The following is a 17,318-nucleotide window of genomic DNA, read 5'->3' as shown; positions in this document are numbered from 1 at the left end:
CTGCCGCTACCCGGGCGGCTCCTCCGTGCTCGAGGCCCGCCTGCGCAGCAGGTAGGTGTCCATCACCCAGCCCTTGCGCGCACGTGCCTCGGCGCGGGTGGTCCTGATCCGGTCGGCGACCTCGGCGACCGGACCGGAGACCAGGATCTCGTCCGGCGTGCCGAGGTAGGCGCCCCAGTAGATGTCCAGGTCGGTGTCCGGGAGCTCGGCGAAGGTGCAGTGCGCGTCGAGCATGACGACGACGTCGTCCACCCCCTCCGGGAAGCCCCGCGCCAGTCGCCTTCCGGTGGTGAGCTGCACCGGCTTGCCGATCTGGTTGAGGATGGTGCGGTGCCGCGCGGTGAGCGTGGCGATACTGCTGACCCCGGGGATCACCTCGAACTCGAACTCCACCGTGCCCCGATCCAGCACGGTGTTCAGCATGGCGATGATGTTGTCGTAGAGGGTGGGGTCGCCCCAGGCCAGCACCGCGCCGCAACCCCCGTCCTCGACCTCGTCCCGGATGAGAGCTTCGTACACATCGGCCCGGCGCTGGTGCCAGTCGCGGACCGCGCCGACGTAGTCACCCGCGGTGCGGTCCCGCTGCGGGTCCTCGGCCACCGCCACCCGGTAGGACGGTTGCTCGATGTACCGATCGAGGATCTCCCGCCGCAGGCTCACCAGGTCCTCCTTGGCCTGGCCCTTGTCCAGCAGGAAGAACACGTCCACCTCGTTGAGCTTCCGGATGGCCTGGACGGTGACCTGCTCCGGGTCGCCAGCGCCGATGCCGATCACGAAGATCTTCCTCATGCGGACAAGTCTGCCACGCGGCCACGGACGAGCCTGCCCACCAGGTCGGCTGCCCGCGACCGCCGGTTCCCCTTCCGGTCAGCGTCGTTGCAGGGCCCGGACGTTGTCGCCGAAGGTCCAGCCCTTCGAACCGTCCCAGTTGATCGACCAGGTCATCAGGCCTTTCAGGCCGCCCGAGTAGTGGTTCCATGCCTGCCCGACCAGCCCGGTCGACATGTAACCACCGCCGGCGCCCCGCTGCGCGGGCAACCCGGGAACCTGCTTGTCATAAGGAACGCGGATCGTGGTGCCCTGGATGTTCAGCCCGCGGTTCAGGCAGTCCGTCTGGGCTGTGAACCCGCGCACTGTACCGGCCTGGTAGGAATCGCCCGAGCAGCCGTACATGCTGCCGTTGTAGTACTGCATGTTCAGCCACCACAGCCTGCCGTTGTCGGCGTACTTCTTGACGATCGGCAGGTATGCGCCCCAGATCGAGCCGTACACGACACTGCCGCCGGTGACGTAGGCGGTCTCCGGCGCCATTGTCAGGCCGAAGTTCGGGGGCATCTCGGCCAGCACCCCGTCGATGATGTGGATCAGGTTGGCCTGCGAGGTTGACAGCTGGTTGATGTTTCCGCTGCTGGTCAGCCCGGTCTCGATATCGATGTCGATCCCGTCGAAGTTGTACTTCTTCAGGATCGGTACCACGGTGTCGATGAACCGGTCGGCGACGGCGCGCGAGCCGAGGTCGATACCGGCGGTCGCACCGCCGATCGACATCAGGATGGTCAGCCCGGCTTCCTTGGCCGCGCACATCTCGGCCGGGGTGGCGACCTTGACCGTCCGGTCCATCCCGTCCTCCCACCGCACGGTGCCATCGGAAAGAATCACCGGAAACGCCGCGTTGATCACATTGTAGCCATGCTGGCGAATGCGTGGATCAGTGATCGGAATCCAACCCATTCCCGGATGGACTCCGTTTGCCTCGCCGTCCCAGTTCTCCCAATAACCGTGCAGGACCTTGCCGGAGGGTTTCGATTTCACGGCACAGGTTTCAGCCTGCTCCGATGCGGCCGGCCCGGCGGTGGCGGTCGCCACACCGACCGAAAACGTTGCGGTGAGCGCAATCCCCAGGCCGATTCCCAACAGGCGACGTATCCGACCAGTCATATCCGGCCTCCTTCTCGGTATCCCGCCGTTATGACAAAGTTTGCCGACAAAAGCAAGACGACCACCGGGACAGAGAACTTAAGTATCGGCCTGAATGGCTCAGTGGAACGGACCGCTCCGGCACACTGGTTCGGCGTTCGGACCGATATCCCCCGACGCGCCCAGCGCCCATAATCACCCGATCGTGGTCGAACGGGTGGTCGATGTATGCGGTATCCTGGCTTTGTGACCAGGACTTTCGGCATCGACACCTCTCGCATGGGCGAGGCGGAACTCCTGGCCGCGCTGGACGGCCGCACCACCGCCGGGCGGCGGGGGTATCGGGATGTGGCCGTGTTGACGCGGGAGATCCTGCGCATCAACGCTTATGACGCCCGGCAACGGGTGACGCACGCCCGAACAGCGGTGGCCCGGCACGGCCCCACCGGTACCCCGCTGAAGCCGGACCTGCCCGAGGTGGGTGCCGCCGTGGCGGAGGGCGCGATCGGGCCCGAACATGAGGAGGCCATCCGCGCCACCATGGCCAGGTTTCCGCAGCCGGTGAGCCTGCCCGATCGCGAGCACGCCGAGGCGCTGCTGACCACAGCCGCCCGGGAATACGAACCCCACACCGTGACCGCGCTGGGGCGAGAGATCGTGGCCCGCCTGAACCAGAACGGAAACCCACCCACCGAACACCACCTGACGCGGCCCACCCGGTTTCTGGACTGGCGCGACACCCAAGGTGGACACCTACGCGGCACCTTCGAGTTGGATGCCGAGACCGCGGCGTTGGTGACCGGCCTGATCGAACCCCGCGCCAAGCCCCACAGCAGCCCCGAGGAACCCGACCGGCGCAGCAAACACCAGCGGCAAGGCGACGCGCCCGCCGACATGCTCCGGGCCGCGGCCCGATGCCCGGACGACGGACCCACCGAACCCGGCGAACCCGTCACCGTCATGGTCTCGATCACCCCGGACGACCTCAAACACGGCACCGGCCACGGGCTCCTGCACGGGCAGGAATCGCACTCCGCCACCCAGATCCGGCGCATAGCCTGCGATACCTACGTGGCGCCCGCCCTACTGGGCAGCACCGGCGAGATCCTGAACATCGGGCAGAAACACCGCACCATCCCCCTCACCATCCGCCGAGCCCTGATCCTGCGAGACAACGGGTGCACGTTCCCCGGCCACCGCCGCAAACCCAAACAATGCCAAGCACACCACGTAACTTTGTGGGCCAACGGCGGCCCGACCGCACTACACAACCTGACACTGCTATACCCCCATCATCACCACAACCTGATCCACCACACCGAATGGCACATCCGCATCCGCAACGGACTACCAGAGTTCATCCCACCCACCTTCCTGCACCCGAAACAAAGACCCAGACGCAACCTTCTACACCGCCGAGGTCGCGGCGCGGACGATGGCGATGCCGAGCACGGCGACCAGCAGTAGGACCCGGGTGTTCCGGCGCAGGCTCGGTGCGGTGAGGTACGCGGCGAGCGCATAGCCGAGGGCCGCCATTCCGGCTGCCGACGCGGTCGCGTTGGCGAGCGTCCGGTCGGCGAGCCAGGCCATGAACAAGGTTCCGACCGGGCCGAGCAGCACCACCGGCCATACCGGATCCACTCGTGCCAGCCGCAGTAGTGGCCAGGATGCCGCGACGGAACCGCCGAACACGAGGGCGGTCGTGAGCATCAGGTTGACGAACAACGCTCCGAGAGGAGCGGCGGCGCAACCGAGCCCCTCGCACCGGAAGTCATCACCGTCGACAAAGAACGGCAGCCCACCGATCGCCTGGAAGACGAGCCACCAGGCCAGCACGAGGACCGCTCCGATCACGCCGGCCAGCAGCGAACGGACCAGTGGCGACCGGTGACCAGGCCGCGACACGGTATGGTCGGTCCCGTGCGCTGCCGGTTCGGACATCGGGCTCCCCAGGTTCGACGACCGGACGGTGGATGACCGTACCCGGCGCGACGCGCTCAGCGCACCCGATCGACGCCGATCGACGCCAGGGCAGCGGCCCGGGTCTCGTGGGCGGAGAACTTCTGCTCCAGGCCGGCGCAGGCCAACGCTCGCCGCACGGGATGTGTGTCCACTACCAGTTCCAGCGGTATGCCGACCCGGTTGGTGCGCTCCAGCAGGTCTCCCAGCAGCCGCAAGCCACCAACGGAACAGAACGACACCCTGGACAGATCCACCACCACGGCGGTGGTGTCACCCTCCGGCCAGCGCGCGAGTTCGTGCTCCAGCCGCGGAGCCGTGATCGCGTCGATCTCCCCCAGCACCATCGCCAGCACACAGCCCTCGCCGGTGCGCGACACGGTCACGGAAAACGGCTCGGCGCCGTCCTGCCAACCCAGCGCGAGCGGCCTGAGTCCGAAGTAGTCCTGCACGGTCACTCCTCACCGGACCGCCCGAACCCAGCACCCCCACGATCGTTCACCGCCGAGTCCAGCGGCCTCTCCTGTTGACCGGCGTCACCATTGATGGGGAGATGGTGACTTCCTTACCGGCGCCGGTCCGACGCTAGTAGGTACCGCACGCGGCGACCACCCCCGGGGGGCGCCGAACGGTCCGCCCCGGACGGACGCACTACCACCGACAATCACCACAACGGCAGCACACGATCATGATCGGCGACCGTCCGGGGCGAGCGGGTCTGGTCACCGAATTCAGCCATTCAGACCACCGCTCGACGCACGGTCCCGATCGACGCTAGGCGATCGCGAGCACGATCGTCTGGGTGATCAGGCCGTCGTCCGTGGCGCGTCGTTGCAGGAAGGTCACCCCGGCCGCGATCTCGAGGAAGGTGGCGCGGAGGTGGTCGATATTCCCGGCGTCGGCCTCGGCCGCGAGGCAGAAGGCGGCCAGCCGGATAGCGGCCGCGGCCTCCTCGGTGAGCGGACGTTCCCATGGTCGGCTGACCATGGGCCCCGCGGTCTCCTCAAGGGTGCCGGCGACGGCCGCGGCCCAGGAGCCGGGAAGTCGTCCCCTTACGGCCGCGCAGCCGGACCGGAGCCGCTCCGCCAGCGTGTCCGGGTACACCACGAACTCCGTCTCGGGGACGCTGGTGGCGGCGACGAGTTCCCGGCCCAGCCTGGCCGGCCAGTCCCGGCGCGCGCCGTCGTCCAGTACCCGGGAAAGGGACTGGGCCAACGCGCTGCCGAGGGTGTGCTGGAGCGCTCGCACATAGTCGGTGTCCGCGGCGAGGTCCAGCGCACGGGCCTGGCTCACGTCCACCACGCGGCCCAGCGGATGATCGTTCCCGATGGCCTCCACGGCGTGCTCGAGCAGGCGCACGAGTGAGTCCTCGCTTTCCTCGGCGAGCTTGTACTCGTACTCGTTGAGCGTGCGCTCGTTGTTCAGGTCACTGACGAGGGCACGGACGCGCTTGTGGTCGAGCGGAACGGCGGGATCGAGGGCACGCACCGTCTCGATGGTCCGGCTGAGGTCCTTGGCAATGCCGAGCATGTGCTCATGCGCCGCCTCGACGTCCCTGGCAAGGTTCCGTAGCGCACCGTGATCGTGGTCGACGTGATCGAACGCCCGCTCCCACTGCTGCAGGTACTCGGTGTGAATAGTGTGGGTGATGGTGCGCGCATGCTCGAGACAACGCACGGTGACGATGGAGCTCAGCAGGAGCAACCGCAGCAGCTGCGGCATCGAGCGCTCGATATCCGTGCCGAGGTGCTGGGTGAGGGTCGGCACGTCGACGGCATGGGGATGCACCGAATCGGCCGGTGACCACAGCGCGGACACACCGTTTCCGCTCTCCGGCGTGATCCACACGCTGCACGTGGGCAACGCCCTGCGGACCGCCGGGTCATCCAGCTCCGTGCGGGTCGGCAGGTGATAACCGGGCTCGCCGTCGGTGATGTCGTTGATCCACCGGGCGAACGCGGCGGCATCGCGCCTGCGCACGCCGACGACCGGCTCGTCCTCGTTCCTTCCTTCGTCCTCCGCGTCGTTCCCTGGAAAGGCGTCACCCGCGGTCTCCTGCCGGTACAGCCGGTAGATCCGATCGGTGACCGGGCGGGAGCACACCCGCCGACCATCGCCGGTGCGGGTCACATGGCGGGTGTGGTTGGTGATCACCACGCGGATCATCAGCCTGCGCAGCTCGGGGTCGGCCTGCGGGGTCAACGCCGAGGTCAGCAGCTCCTCGAGGTGCCGCCGCAGCTCGGGCGCGAGCTCGCGGCCACCGTCGGCGCAGTCGAAGGCCAGCGAGAGCGCGGTGACACTGCCGGATTCCAGGCAGGCCCGGACAATCGGGTCGGTGTCCGACATCGCCGCGTACAGCACCGTGGTCTCCCGCCACCAGTTGTCATCCACGGCCTGCTCCAGCACACCGGCTATCCCCTTGTCCTGGATGTGCGCCGCCGCGAGGTACTCCTGCAGGGTCTGGTGGGCAAAGGAGTACAGGCCGTTCTCCCGCTCGATGAGCAGCCCGTGATGGCGGACATCCGCGAGCAGGTCCGCCGCGGTCACCTGCTCGGGCATCCGGAGCAGGGTGCTTTCGAACTCCTCGTACACGTCCTCGCGTGGCAGGTCACGCACATGCCGTCGCATCATCCGGAACGCGAGCCCGCGCAGCAGGACTTCCTTCTTGGGTCCGCTGAGCGTGCTGTCCAGCTTCTTGGCCTCCTGCCGCCGCCACAACATGACCTGGCAGATCTCGCTGTACAGGCCGGCCCTGCTGCCGGGGAGAGCACCACGGTCCCGATGTACGTTGGCGATCATCGTGAGCAGCAGGGGGTTGACCGTCAGGTCATAGAGTTCGGGCGCGCCGTTGAGCCGCTCCAGCAGATCGTCGGCCGCAGACTGGGCGCGTAGCCGCGCACCCTCGTCCACCACACCGGCGGCATGCTTCTCGACCGCGAGGTACCAGCCGTGCACGAACTCGGCCACCTGCGCGTAGCTGAAGCTACGCACCTGCAGTACCTGCGCACCGGTGATCGGCGCCTCCCGGTAGCCCCGTGGCCGGGAGGTGACCACGTAGGCGTTCTGCGGATACTGCGTGGTCTGGTGCTCGATCCAGTCGGCGACCTGCCTGCGGTCCGCGGGCAGGCCGATCTCGTCCAACCCGTCGAGCAGCACGACGCACCTGCCGTCCTGCAGCCGCTGCTCGAACCAGCCGGGCGGTTCGGCGGAGGCATAGCGGCCCAGGGTGCTACGCAGCAACTCGACCAGCGTGACGTCGGGGCGCCCCACGATCGTGCGGACATGGTCGCGCAGGTACAGCACGATCGGCACGGTGCGTTGCCCGGGACGCTGGCAGACCTGCCGCGCGGTGTGCCGCAACAGCGTGGTCTTCCCGCTCCCGGGAACGCCGACGACGGCGAAGATCTGGGTGTCCGAACGATCGATCAGCCGCCGGAGCGACAATCGCTCGGTGACATGTTCGGGCAGCCGGCCGAGGACTCCTTCCTCGGCCTTGCTCGCCGCGTGCCGCGCGAGGCCCATATCGACGAAGACGTCGTCCAGTTCTGGCGTGCAGAAGCCGATCGTCGTGAGGCCCTTGAGGTCGACGAACCGCAGGCTGTTCAGCACGAACTCCCGGTAGTGTTGCTCGAACCGGGACGCCAGCCGCCCCACGGTCTGCTCGATCCAGTCGACGATCCGGACCTGCCAGCGTTTCCACAGCTCCCGCGCGATGGTCAGCACGAGCCCGTAACCGGCGAGCAGGGTTCCGGTGACCACCGGATGACTCACGATCGGCCGCCACCACACGCCCACCGCGACCACCGGGAGCACGATCGCCGCGGCGAGCAGGCCGACCTTGCCTCTCCTGGACAACAACGTCGTTCCTCACTCCGAGCGGGGACGGGTGCGTCCCCCACTCTACGCAGCCCGGTCGACACGGACCGGCACAACGGGCGAATCGGCAATAACGAACTCGATCGACGCGGGAAAGTTTCCACATCGCCGCCATGGTTGGAAAATGAGCGAAATCGATTCAAAGAGCCACATTTTCACGAATACTGTTAACGCCGTTGAATAATACGGGGCTTCATTCGGGAAGGCTTGCCAGTGCCGACTTCGCGAGTGATAATTCTCGCCCCGTCCACCGCCGGCCGCCACGAGGTGAGGCAATGCCCCGGTCCACGTCATCGGCCGATCAGGGACCGGCGGAGATCCTGCGGCAGGAGAACTTCGCCGAGGCCCTGCGGGCGGCGATCCACCGCCGCGGCCTGACCCTGGAACGGATCCAGAGCCGGCTGGCCGCACGCGGGATGAAGCTCAGCCTGGCGACGCTGAGCTACTGGCAGCAGGGGCGCAGCCGGCCGGAGCGTCGCACATCCCTGCATGCGCTGCGGGAAATCGAAACGATCCTCGAACTGCCACCGAGTACGTTGCTCGACTTCCTCACGCAATCACGACCGTGTGGCCGCCGGCCGCACGGCGAGGACGCTCCCCCGCGCACCGCGCTCCCCGAGCGCGCCAACACCGGCATCAGCGTGCTGAGCGTGTCCGACTTCTGCAGCGTGGACGCCGAGCGGAACCTGCGCATGATCTCCACAACCCAGGTCGTCCGTAGCGTGGACGAGCCCCAGGACCGGATCCTGCTCGTGCATGCTGTCGACGACGGCGACAGCATGCCCACCGATATCCGCGTCCGGATCGGCCGGTTGGGCGCGGTGCGCGTCGACCACGAGGCCGGGTACCTGGCCGCCGAGATCCTGTTCGGCAGGACGCTGGTGCGGAACTCGACCACCGTCATCGAGTACGACACGGTCCTCGACACCGGCACCGTCCCGTCCCGGCGGTACGAACGTCGGCTACGCGACTCCCTGCACAGCTGCCTCATCCGGGTCGGCTTCGACGCGGCCGCCCGGCCCACTCGCTGCTATGCGTACTACCGCCCCACCGCACCGGACGGCCCCGGCGAGCGCACGCGCTTGTGCACCGACGACTCCCTGACGGTGCACACCTTCGCACCCGACGCGGCCCCCGGGGTGTACGGCATCTCCTGGCGCTGGGGGTGACATCGCGCGGCCACGCTACCGGGGCGCCGAGGACGCCCTCGCCACCAAGGTCGGCCGCAACAACGTGCTCTGCACAGGTTCCCCGCCCATCAACCGCATCAGGGTGTGCACGCTCTGCTCCCCGATGGTCTGCATCGGGGAACGCACGCTGGTCAACGGCACGGTGAGCTCCGCGGCCAGCGGGATGTCGTTGAAGCCCACCACCGACAGCTCGCGACCCGGCTCGATCCGGTGGTCGCGCAGGCAGCCGAGGACGCCGATCGCGGCGGCGTCGTTGACGGCGAAGATCGCCGTGGGTGTGCTGCGTGCGCGCAGCAACCGTTCGGCGCCCATCCGGCCGCCCGCGGTGTCGAAGGTGGTCCGCACGATCCGGCCGCGGGGAATGCGATGCCCCGCCTCCCGGTACACGTCGAGGAAACCCTGGGTGCGCTCCAGGGCGTTGCTCGCGTACGGCAGGCCGGCCAGCACCGCCGCGCGCCGATGACCGAGCTCGAGCAGATGCTCCGCGGCCATCCGCCCACCGGCGTAGTCGTCGCAGGTGATCGCCGGATGGTCCGCGGCCCTGCGGTTGACCAGCACGAAGGGCAGGCCGTGCTCGGTCAGCACGTCCAGCGAACCACCATCGACAGGGGAGTCGCCGAGGATCATCGCGTCCACGCCGTGGGAAAGCAGCACATCGACGCACTCCCGGCGAGTGACCGGATCGTCCCAGGAGTTGGTCACGAGCGTCTGGAACCCGTAGCCGGCCGCGGCTCGTTCGATCCCCTCGTAGATGGTGGCCAGCACGGTGTCGGCCATCCGGGCCATCACCACGCCGAGCAGCCGGGTTCGCTGCCTGCGCAGCGCAGCGGCCTGCGCGTTCGGCACGTAACCCACCTCGCGCGCGACCTGCCTGATGTGCTCCGCCGTGGCCGCTGAGGCCGACCGGACCCCGGGTACGGCGGACCCGTTGAGCACCCGCGACACCGTCGACACGTGGTACCCGGACAGCTTGGCGACCGTCGCGAGGGTCGCCCTTCGGGCCGGGGCGTTGGCGGTTTCCTGGTCCTGGATCCGCTGGTCGTGGCTCTGCTGGTCGTGGCTCTGCTGGTCGTCGCTGTGCACAGTGCGATCGTGCCATGAACCTCCGAGCCGCTCTTGACAGCGAGCCCACACGGGGCTTCAATCGCGCAAACGTTATAGCCAATTGTTTGCGCGCCCGGCGAGGGTGGTGAGGGCATGCGTCCCGCTGGTTCCGACGAAGCACCGGTAGGCGCCCGGCGACCGGTTTCGGCCCGGATCCGGCTGCTTCCCGCGTTGCTGTGCTGCTGCGCGGTCGCGGCCGCCGTCGGCCTGGTACTGCCCGTGCTGCAGGAGCGGCTCACGGCGGGAGACGCCGGCTGGCCGACCGAGGCCTCCTGGCTCGGCCGACTCCTCGGCGATCTGACCGAGGCGCAGTTCTATGCCGTCGCACCGGCGGGACTCGGCATGCTGGTGCTCGCGGTGGGCGCGCACCTGGCCGCGCGACGCGGGCTTCGCCTGCGGGGCTTCGACATCAGCTATGGCAGCGGCCTGCTGCCCTGGGTGGTCGCCGCCGCGCTGGGCGGGTTGCTGCTCTCGCATGCCCTGTGGTGGTGGACCCGCACCGGGTCCTGGCAACCGACCTTCGTGCCGTTCGTCTCCGTTCCCCCGGCGGTGGTGCTGGTCTACGGTGCGGGCTGGCGGGTGGCCCCGACGGCCGCCGTACTGGGCGGGGTGCTCAGTACGCCGCTCGCGCTGGCCGCGGTGAACCTGGTCTGCGTACCGCTCGGCCTGCCCAACGTCGTCGGGAACGTCACCGGCATGTGGTCCAGCGCGCTGGTCGCGTTCGCGCTGTGCCGCAGGTTGCCGTGGATGGTGCCACCCGCCCCACCGGAGGGCGGCGGGCCCGAGGGACCGCGCCAGCGGGTGTCCTGGCTGCCCCGGCGCATGCTGGCCGACTTCACCGAAGCCCAGTTCTACGGCAACGAATGGGCCTCGCTCGGCATGCTGGCCGGGCTGCTGCTCGCATGGGCGGCCGATCCCGCCGCGCCGGTCTACGGGTCCGGCCTGCTGCCCGCACTGCTCAGCGCGCAGTTGTTCACCGCGGCGCTCGGATGCTGGTGGCATGCCGACCGCTGGCGGCGGCACGGCTGGTACCCGACCTTCGTGCCGGTGGTGTCGCTGGCGCCCGCCGCGGTGCTCACCTACGGCGACGGCTGGGCCGTCATCCTCGGCGGCGCGGTGATCGGTGCCCTGCTCGGTCCCCCGCTCGCCAGGGCGATCATCGTCCGCCTTCCCGCCGACTTCCACCCGTTCATCGGCAGCGTCGCCTCGATGACCGTGACCACCCTGGTGGGCATCGGGATCATGGGTATCCCGGATGCCGCCGGGCTGCTCTGACCACCGTCCATCGTTTTCCGGGAGTCGCCGTGACCGAGTATCCCCTCATCGAAGCCCCGATCACCCTCGTAAGGGCGCGCCGGATCCGCTCGCTCACCGACCCCGAGCCGGAGGCGCTCGCGATCGCCGGGGAGCGGATCGTGGACGCGGGCGGTTGGGACACCTTGCGGGGACGCTTCCCGCGAGCCAGGCAGGTCGACTTCGGCTCGGCCACCATGGTTCCCGGGCTGAACGACGCGCACGCCCATCCCAGCCTGCACACCAGCGAGGACCTCTATGCCGACCTGGCGCCGACCAGCACGCCGACGGCCACGGCCGTCCGCGACGCGCTCGCCGAGCTGGCCGCGCGCACCCCGGAAGGCGAATGGGTCGTCGGGCACAACTTCGACCTGTCCCGCACCCGGGATGGTGACCGGGTCGACCGGGCATTGCTGGACGAGGTGTCCCGGCGCCACCCGGTCCTGGTGATCCACTACTCGTACCACGCGGCCGTGGCCAACTCCGCGGCGCTGCGGGCGGGTGGCTACCGGGACGACTCCGCCGATCCGGTGGGTGGAAGGCTCGGCAGGGACGCCGCGGGGCGGCTCGACGGTGTGGTGCACGAGCGCGCGTGGATGGAGGCCTACCTCGGCCATGGGGGCCGGCAGGCACTGGTGCCACACCCCACCCTTGACACGCGGGTCACCGCGCTGGCCCGCACGCTGGAGCGGTTCAACGCCGCCGGGGTGACCTCGGTATGTGACGCGATGGTGCACCCGGACGACTGGCGGGTGTACCAGGAGGCGCACCGCAGGGGCCTGCTCACCGCAAGGGTGGGCATGCTGCTGTGGTACGAGTTCTTCCGGCACGCCGCCGAGCTGGGGATGGCGACCGGACTCGGCGACGAATGGCTGCGCTTCACCGGCGTGAAGATGATGACCGACGGAGCGTCCTCCGGCGGAACCTGCCTGTGCACGGCAGGTGCCAGGGGCATCCAGCTCATGCCGGACGAGGAGATCGACCGGACCGTGCGGGAGGTGCATGCGGCGGGTAGCACCGTGGCGGTGCACGCGAACGGGGACATCGCGGTCGGCAAGGTGCTCGACGCCATCGAGTCGGCGCAGCGGGAGGTCGCGGGTAACCGGCGGCACCGGATCGAGCACTGCTCGATGGCCGACACGGCCACGGCGAGGCGACTGCACGGGGCGGGGGTGGTTCCCGTCCCGTTCGGCGCCTTCGTGCACTACCACGGGCACAACTTCGTCAAGCACTATGGCCACGAGACCGCGGCCACCATGTGTCCACATCGGACCTTCCTGGACGCGGGCCTGGCCGTGCCCGGATCGTCCGACTACCCCTGCGGGCCGCTCGAGCCCCTGCTGGCGCTGCGGTCGATGACCACGCGGCGGGCGCAGGACGGGACGGTGCTCGGCGCGGGTGAGCGGCTCTCGGCAACGGAGGCACTGCACGCCTACACGGTGGGCTCGGCATACGCCTCCGGCGAGGAGACCGTGAAGGGAAGGCTCGCACCCGGCATGCTCGCCGACTTCGTCCTGCTCGACCAGGACCCGCTGACCGTGGAACCCACCCGGCTCGACGCCCTGCGCCCGCTGGCCACCTGGGTCGGCGGGCGCCAGGTATGGGCGGCTGACCAGCAAGGAGAGACATCGTGAACGACAACCTCACCGCGGCGACCGAAGAAGAGCGGTTACTGCTCGCTCCCATCAGGACAGTCGGGGACCTGCTCGAATCGGGCGCGGTTTCCCCCGTCGAGCTCACCGAGGCCGCGCTCGGCCGGATCGAGCGGCTGGATCCCGGGCTGCAGGCGTTCGCCCATGTGGCGGGTGAGCAGGCGCTGGACGCGGCCCGCGCGGCGGCCGAGCGAATCGCGGGCGGGCGGCGGCGCGGGCCGCTGGACGGCATCGTGGTGGCGGTCAAGGACTGCGCCGCCGTGCGGGAGCTGCCGCTGGAAGCCGGCTCGGCCGTACTGCGAGGCAACATCGCGGGGCAGGACGCGGCCACGGTCACCGCACTGAAGGCTGCGGGCGCGATCATCGTCGGAAAGACCACATTGGACGAGTTCACGCTGACCACCGTCGGTCCCGCCCGCAACCCGCTGGACGGTGAGCTCACCGCGGGCGGGTCCAGCGGCGGCTCGGCGGTCGCGGTCCGCGCCGGGCTGTGCTCGGCCGCGCTCGGCACCGACACCGGCGGCAGCGTGCGGATCCCGGCCGAATGCTGCGGTATCACCGGGCTGAAACCCACGCACGGCCTGTTGCCGACCGAGGGGATCATCCCGCTGGCACCATCCCTCGACCATCCCGGTGTGCTGGCACGGTCCGTTGCGGACACCGCACTGGTACTCGAGGCGCTGCTGCCCGCGAGGCCGAGCGGCCTGGACGCCGCGCTGACCGGCGGCGAGAATCGGTACCGGATCGGCGTTCCCGCGGGGCTCGACTGCGATCCTGCCGCGTGGCAAGCATTCTGCACCGCCGTGGAGCACGCCCGCGGCCGCGGTGCCGAGGTCAGCACGGTGGAGCTGCCCGACCTCGAACAGCTCGGGCAGGCACACTGGACCATCCTGAGCAGCGAGCTGGCCACCTACCACCTGCGCCGGTTCGGCACGGAGGAGGACCGGTACCAGCAACCGATGCGGGACGCCATCGCCGCGGGGAGCGCGGTCACCGTGGCCGACTACCTCGCCGCGCAGGAGCAACGGGGGCGGTTGCGCGCGCGGGTGAACGAGCTGCTGGACGGGGTCGACCTGCTCGCCATGCCCACACTCACCTGCGCGGTACCCCGCAGGGATGCCGCGGCGGACCCCACCGCGGCGATGGTCCGGCTGACGTCCCTTTTCAACCACACCGGGCATCCCGCGCTCAGCGTCCCGCCCTCGACCGCCACCGGGGACCGCCCGGCCGGGATCCAGCTCGTCGGGCGGCACTTCACCGAACGCGCCCTGCTCGCCGCCGCGGACACCTTCGTCCAACTGCTGTGAGTGGCCCTCCCACCCGTCTCCCACCACCACCCAAAACGGCAGGGAACGGGCCACTCACAGCAGACGACCGGTGCGGCCTCAGCGGACGAGGTTGCGCGGATGTCCTGCGGTATGGGCCAGGATGTTGTCGCAGGTGGTGTCGAGGATGCGCTGCACGGCGTCGCGGGTGTTGAAGGCCGTGTGCGGCGTAATCAGCACATTGCGCATGCGCAGCAGGATGTGGTCGCCCAGCAGCGTCTCCAGGTTGTGTTCCCGTGCGAACATGGAACGCACCAGCTCGGCCTCCTCCCGGACGGTCGGTTCCTCCTCGAGCACGTCGAGTCCGGCCGCGGCGACAGTGCCGTCGGAAAGCGCGCGTAGCAGGGCAGCGGTGTCGACCACGCTGCCGCGGGAGGTGTTGATCAGGATCGTGCCGCGCTTCATCGCACCGAACTCCTCCGGCCCGAGGAGGTGGTGGGTACCGGGGCAGGCAGGTACATGCAGGCTGATCACATCCGACCCGGCCAGCAACTCATCCATTCCGGTGTAACGAAAGCCGAGCGTCGGCGCGAGATCCTCGTCCGGTGCGGTGTCCACCGCGAGGACCTCCATGCCGAAACCCTTGGCGAGCCGAATGGTGTGCCTGCCGATATCGCCGGTGCCGATCACGCCCATGGTGCGGCCCAACAGGTCGAAGCCGGCCAGCCCGGCTTGGGAGAAGTCGCCCCTCCGGGTGCGGTCCACGGCCTCGACCAGGTGATGGCTCAGCCCCAGCAGCAGTGCGAAGACGTGCTCGGCCACGGTGTTCTTGCCGTAGGTAGGCACGTTGGCGACCCGCACCCCGTGCCGAAGGCACCAGTCCAGGTCGATGTGGTCGAACCCGGTGGAGCGGGTGGCGATAAGACGCAGGCCGGTGAAGGCATCGAGGACCTTCTCGTCCAGGGCCGAGTAGATGAAGGGCGAGATGACCTCGGCGTCGGCATGCTCCCCGGCCAGTTCCTGGTCGAGTGGCGCCGCTTCGAACCGGACCTCGTGTTCCGCGCTCAGCCGCCGGAAGGCCGCGCGTTCCCACTCCTCGGCCTCGAAAACGGATATCCTCATCTCGCCCTCTCCTCGTCCCTCGGCGCCGGGCGTTCCCGCCCGCACTGGAAAACTAGCCGCGCCGAGATCCGGGAGAATGCTGGACTTGGCCCTCTCCCGGTAGGACCAACGTCCCTCGCACCCGGTGCCTCGTGCCCTGTGCCCGAGCGACGGCCCGGATCGATGCTCGGATGTCGCCCATTCCGAGGAGGCTGTCATGCACTGGTACTACGACCATCCCGGCCAGGGCTGGCTCGGGTGGACCCTGATGATCGTGGCCATGGTCCTGTTCTGGGGCGGCCTGATCACCGTCATCGTGTTGCTGCTGCGGCGCCTCGCCCGGCCGGACCGCACCCCGGCGGCGCCGGAAGCCGAGTCGGCGGAGGGCGTCCTCGCCGCGCGCTTCGCCCGCGGCGAGATCGACGAGGAGGAGTACCGCAGACGCAGGGCCGCGCTGCGCGAGTGAGCCCGGTACTCCGGTGGCTCAGGAGAGGGTGATGTCCTCGCTGCCGGACGCGGGGCGGAACACGGCGTCGTAGTACAGGGTGGCCGTGGTGTCGGCCAGAGCTTCCACGTCGGCGTCGGCGGCGTCCACGATGTGCAGGGCCACGCCCTCGATCATCCGGGTGATGACCGTGGACACCAGGTCGACCCGAAGCGTCCCGGGAAGGTACTGGTTGCGGCTGAGCCAGCCGAGATCGTGCTCCACCTGCCGCCGCAGCCGCTCCCGAAACCGTTCCCACTTCCGCGCGTAGTCCTCGTGCAACCGGCTGGCCTGGTGCAGCGCCAGCAGGATCTCGCGCTCATCGTGGCACCGCTGGAAGAACGCGGACAGCGCGACGGAGAGCCTGCGGCGCACGCTCGGCTCCTGGCGCGGGCCGTTGACGACGGTGAACAGGTCCTCCAGCAGCCGATCCACGAGCTCGGTGAAGACCTCGTCCTTGGTCGTGAAGTAGCTGTAGAAGGTGCCGTGCGCGACGTCCGCTTCCTCGGTGATCTGGCTGATCGTGGTGGAGACGAACCCCCCTCGCCGGAAGCAGGCGTACGCAGCGTCGAGCAGGGCCGCCCGGTTGCGCTCCCTGCGCCGCTGCCTGCGCGGGGACTCCCCCGCACTCGCCTTTCCCTGCCGACCGCTACTCACCGGGGCTGCCGGAGCCGAGGAAACGCAGCACGATGTCGTTGTAGGTCTCGGCGAACTCGAGGTTCAGGCCGTGGTTCATCCCGGGCAGAACGTTCAACTCGCAGTGCGGGATGGCCGCGGCAAGCTCGGGCGCGTACCGGGCATTCACCGTGTCCAGCTCGCCTGCCAGCAACTGGACCTCCGCGCGCACCTCGGCCAGCCGGTCCATGGCGTCGTGCCGCAACGAGGCTTCCAGCTGCGCCTGCTGGGTCTGCGGCCGCGCAGGCTTGCCATGGATCTCGCGCAGGAAGAAGGCCCACCGTTGCGGTTGCCGCTCGGGGAAGTCCTCGCTGAAGGTCATCTGACGAACGATCCGCACCATGTCCTCTTCGGACTGCTCCGCCGCTGCCGCCCCCGCGGCGGCCTCGGCGATCTCCTTCGGCATCCTGCCCAGCCCATTGCCGACGATCGAGAGGCGCTCCACCCGTTCCGGGTGGTCGATGGCGAGCCACTGCGCGATCATGCCGCCGAAGGACAGCGCAACCACGTGCGCCCGCTCGATACCCAGCTCGTCCAGGATGCCGATCGAGTCAGCCACCAGCTCGCGGGTCGAGTACGGGCCGGGTGCGGCGGGCACGCCCTCCCGGTTGCTGCCGGGGAGGTCCTGGGCGACGACCCGGTAACGCTCGGCGAAAGCAGGGATGTTGTAGTGAAACCAGTCCATTGTGGCCGCCATGCCGGTGATCATCAGCACCGGGAAGCCGGTGCCGTGCTCCTCGTAGTACACCGGCCGGCCGCCACGTTCGGATATAGGCACATCGTCTCCAAATATGACTCGCTA

15 protein-coding genes are annotated in these 17,318 nt (G+C 69.2%); 6 read left to right on the top strand and 9 right to left on the bottom strand.

Features of this window, described 5'->3' with window-relative positions:
• Nucleotides 1–6: 6 nt before the first annotated feature.
• Both cobF and FB471_RS25505 read right to left on the bottom strand, forming a co-directional pair.
• On the bottom strand, nt 7–789 hold the full coding sequence (gene cobF / locus FB471_RS25510; protein ID WP_142000875.1) for a precorrin-6A synthase (deacetylating): 783 nt from the start codon (nt 787–789) through the stop codon (nt 7–9).
• 78 nt (nt 790–867) lie between these two features.
• On the bottom strand, nt 868–1,938 hold the full coding sequence (locus FB471_RS25505) for a chitinase (protein ID WP_142000874.1): 1,071 nt from the start codon (nt 1,936–1,938) through the stop codon (nt 868–870).
• 225 nt (nt 1,939–2,163) lie between these two features.
• Here FB471_RS25505 and FB471_RS25500 point away from each other — a divergent pair, with 225 nt between their 5' ends.
• On the top strand, nt 2,164–3,384 hold the full coding sequence (locus FB471_RS25500) for an HNH endonuclease signature motif containing protein (protein WP_170220935.1): 1,221 nt from the start codon (nt 2,164–2,166) through the stop codon (nt 3,382–3,384).
• Here the strand turns inward: FB471_RS25500 and FB471_RS25495 are convergent.
• The 3 genes from FB471_RS25495 to FB471_RS25485 all read right to left on the bottom strand — a co-directional run bounded on the left by FB471_RS25495 (nt 3,325) and on the right by FB471_RS25485 (nt 7,734).
• Complete coding sequence (locus FB471_RS25495) at nt 3,325–3,858, bottom strand: hypothetical protein (protein ID WP_142000872.1); 534 nt, start codon at nt 3,856–3,858, stop codon at nt 3,325–3,327. The genes FB471_RS25500 and FB471_RS25495 overlap by 60 nt on opposite strands.
• Before the next feature lie 56 nt (nt 3,859–3,914).
• On the bottom strand, nt 3,915–4,328 hold the full coding sequence (locus FB471_RS25490) for an STAS domain-containing protein (RefSeq protein ID WP_142000871.1): 414 nt from the start codon (nt 4,326–4,328) through the stop codon (nt 3,915–3,917).
• Nucleotides 4,329–4,650: 322 nt separating this feature from the next.
• Nucleotides 4,651–7,734 carry an NACHT domain-containing protein gene (locus FB471_RS25485; RefSeq protein ID WP_246076583.1) on the bottom strand — a complete coding sequence of 1,028 codons (3,084 nt, stop codon included), beginning with the start codon at nt 7,732–7,734 and terminating at the stop codon, nt 4,651–4,653.
• Between the two features lie 293 nt (nt 7,735–8,027).
• Here FB471_RS25485 and FB471_RS25480 point away from each other — a divergent pair, with 293 nt between their 5' ends.
• The gene (locus FB471_RS25480; RefSeq protein ID WP_142000870.1) at nt 8,028–8,921 is read left to right on the top strand and encodes a helix-turn-helix domain-containing protein; all 894 of its coding nucleotides are present in this window, start codon (nt 8,028–8,030) and stop codon (nt 8,919–8,921) included.
• Between the two features lie 15 nt (nt 8,922–8,936).
• Here FB471_RS25480 and FB471_RS25475 read toward each other — a convergent pair whose 3' ends face one another.
• Nucleotides 8,937–10,025 carry a LacI family DNA-binding transcriptional regulator gene (locus FB471_RS25475; RefSeq protein ID WP_246076582.1) on the bottom strand — a complete coding sequence of 363 codons (1,089 nt, stop codon included), beginning with the start codon at nt 10,023–10,025 and terminating at the stop codon, nt 8,937–8,939.
• A 114-nt stretch (nt 10,026–10,139) separates the two neighbouring features.
• Here FB471_RS25475 and FB471_RS25470 point away from each other — a divergent pair, with 114 nt between their 5' ends.
• From FB471_RS25470 to FB471_RS25460, 3 genes are read left to right on the top strand one after another with little or no spacing between them, the layout of a single operon-like run.
• Nucleotides 10,140–11,321, top strand: a complete 1,182-nt coding sequence (locus FB471_RS25470; RefSeq protein WP_246076581.1) for a hypothetical protein — start codon at nt 10,140–10,142, stop codon at nt 11,319–11,321.
• Nucleotides 11,322–11,350: 29 nt separating this feature from the next.
• Nucleotides 11,351–12,973, top strand: coding sequence for an amidohydrolase (locus FB471_RS25465; RefSeq protein ID WP_142000869.1), 1,623 nt, complete (start codon nt 11,351–11,353; stop codon nt 12,971–12,973).
• Nucleotides 12,970–14,298 carry an amidase gene (locus FB471_RS25460; protein WP_142000868.1) on the top strand — a complete coding sequence of 443 codons (1,329 nt, stop codon included), beginning with the start codon at nt 12,970–12,972 and terminating at the stop codon, nt 14,296–14,298. The genes FB471_RS25465 and FB471_RS25460 overlap by 4 nt, the downstream gene beginning before the upstream one ends.
• Nucleotides 14,299–14,376: 78 nt before the next feature.
• Here FB471_RS25460 and FB471_RS25455 read toward each other — a convergent pair whose 3' ends face one another.
• Complete coding sequence (locus tag FB471_RS25455; protein ID WP_142000867.1) at nt 14,377–15,378, bottom strand: hydroxyacid dehydrogenase; 1,002 nt, start codon at nt 15,376–15,378, stop codon at nt 14,377–14,379.
• Nucleotides 15,379–15,574: 196 nt separating this feature from the next.
• Between FB471_RS25455 and FB471_RS25450 the strand changes: the two genes are divergently transcribed.
• Nucleotides 15,575–15,823, top strand: coding sequence for an SHOCT domain-containing protein (locus FB471_RS25450; protein ID WP_142000866.1), 249 nt, complete (start codon nt 15,575–15,577; stop codon nt 15,821–15,823).
• Nucleotides 15,824–15,841: 18 nt separating this feature from the next.
• On the opposite strand, the gene FB471_RS25445 is transcribed toward FB471_RS25450, so the two are convergent.
• On the bottom strand, nt 15,842–16,498 hold the full coding sequence (locus FB471_RS25445) for a TetR/AcrR family transcriptional regulator (protein WP_142000865.1): 657 nt from the start codon (nt 16,496–16,498) through the stop codon (nt 15,842–15,844).
• Nucleotides 16,491–17,294, bottom strand: coding sequence for an alpha/beta fold hydrolase (locus FB471_RS25440; RefSeq protein ID WP_142000864.1), 804 nt, complete (start codon nt 17,292–17,294; stop codon nt 16,491–16,493). Before FB471_RS25440 ends, FB471_RS25445 begins: the two co-directional genes overlap by 8 nt.
• Nucleotides 17,295–17,318 lie beyond the last annotated feature (24 nt).

The sequence above is a fragment of the Amycolatopsis cihanbeyliensis genome (assembly GCF_006715045.1).
Taxonomy (GTDB): Bacteria; Actinomycetota; Actinomycetes; order Mycobacteriales; family Pseudonocardiaceae; genus Amycolatopsis; species Amycolatopsis cihanbeyliensis.
The sequence above is the reverse complement of the archived record's forward strand: the minus strand, read 5'-3'. Positions and strand labels throughout refer to the sequence as shown.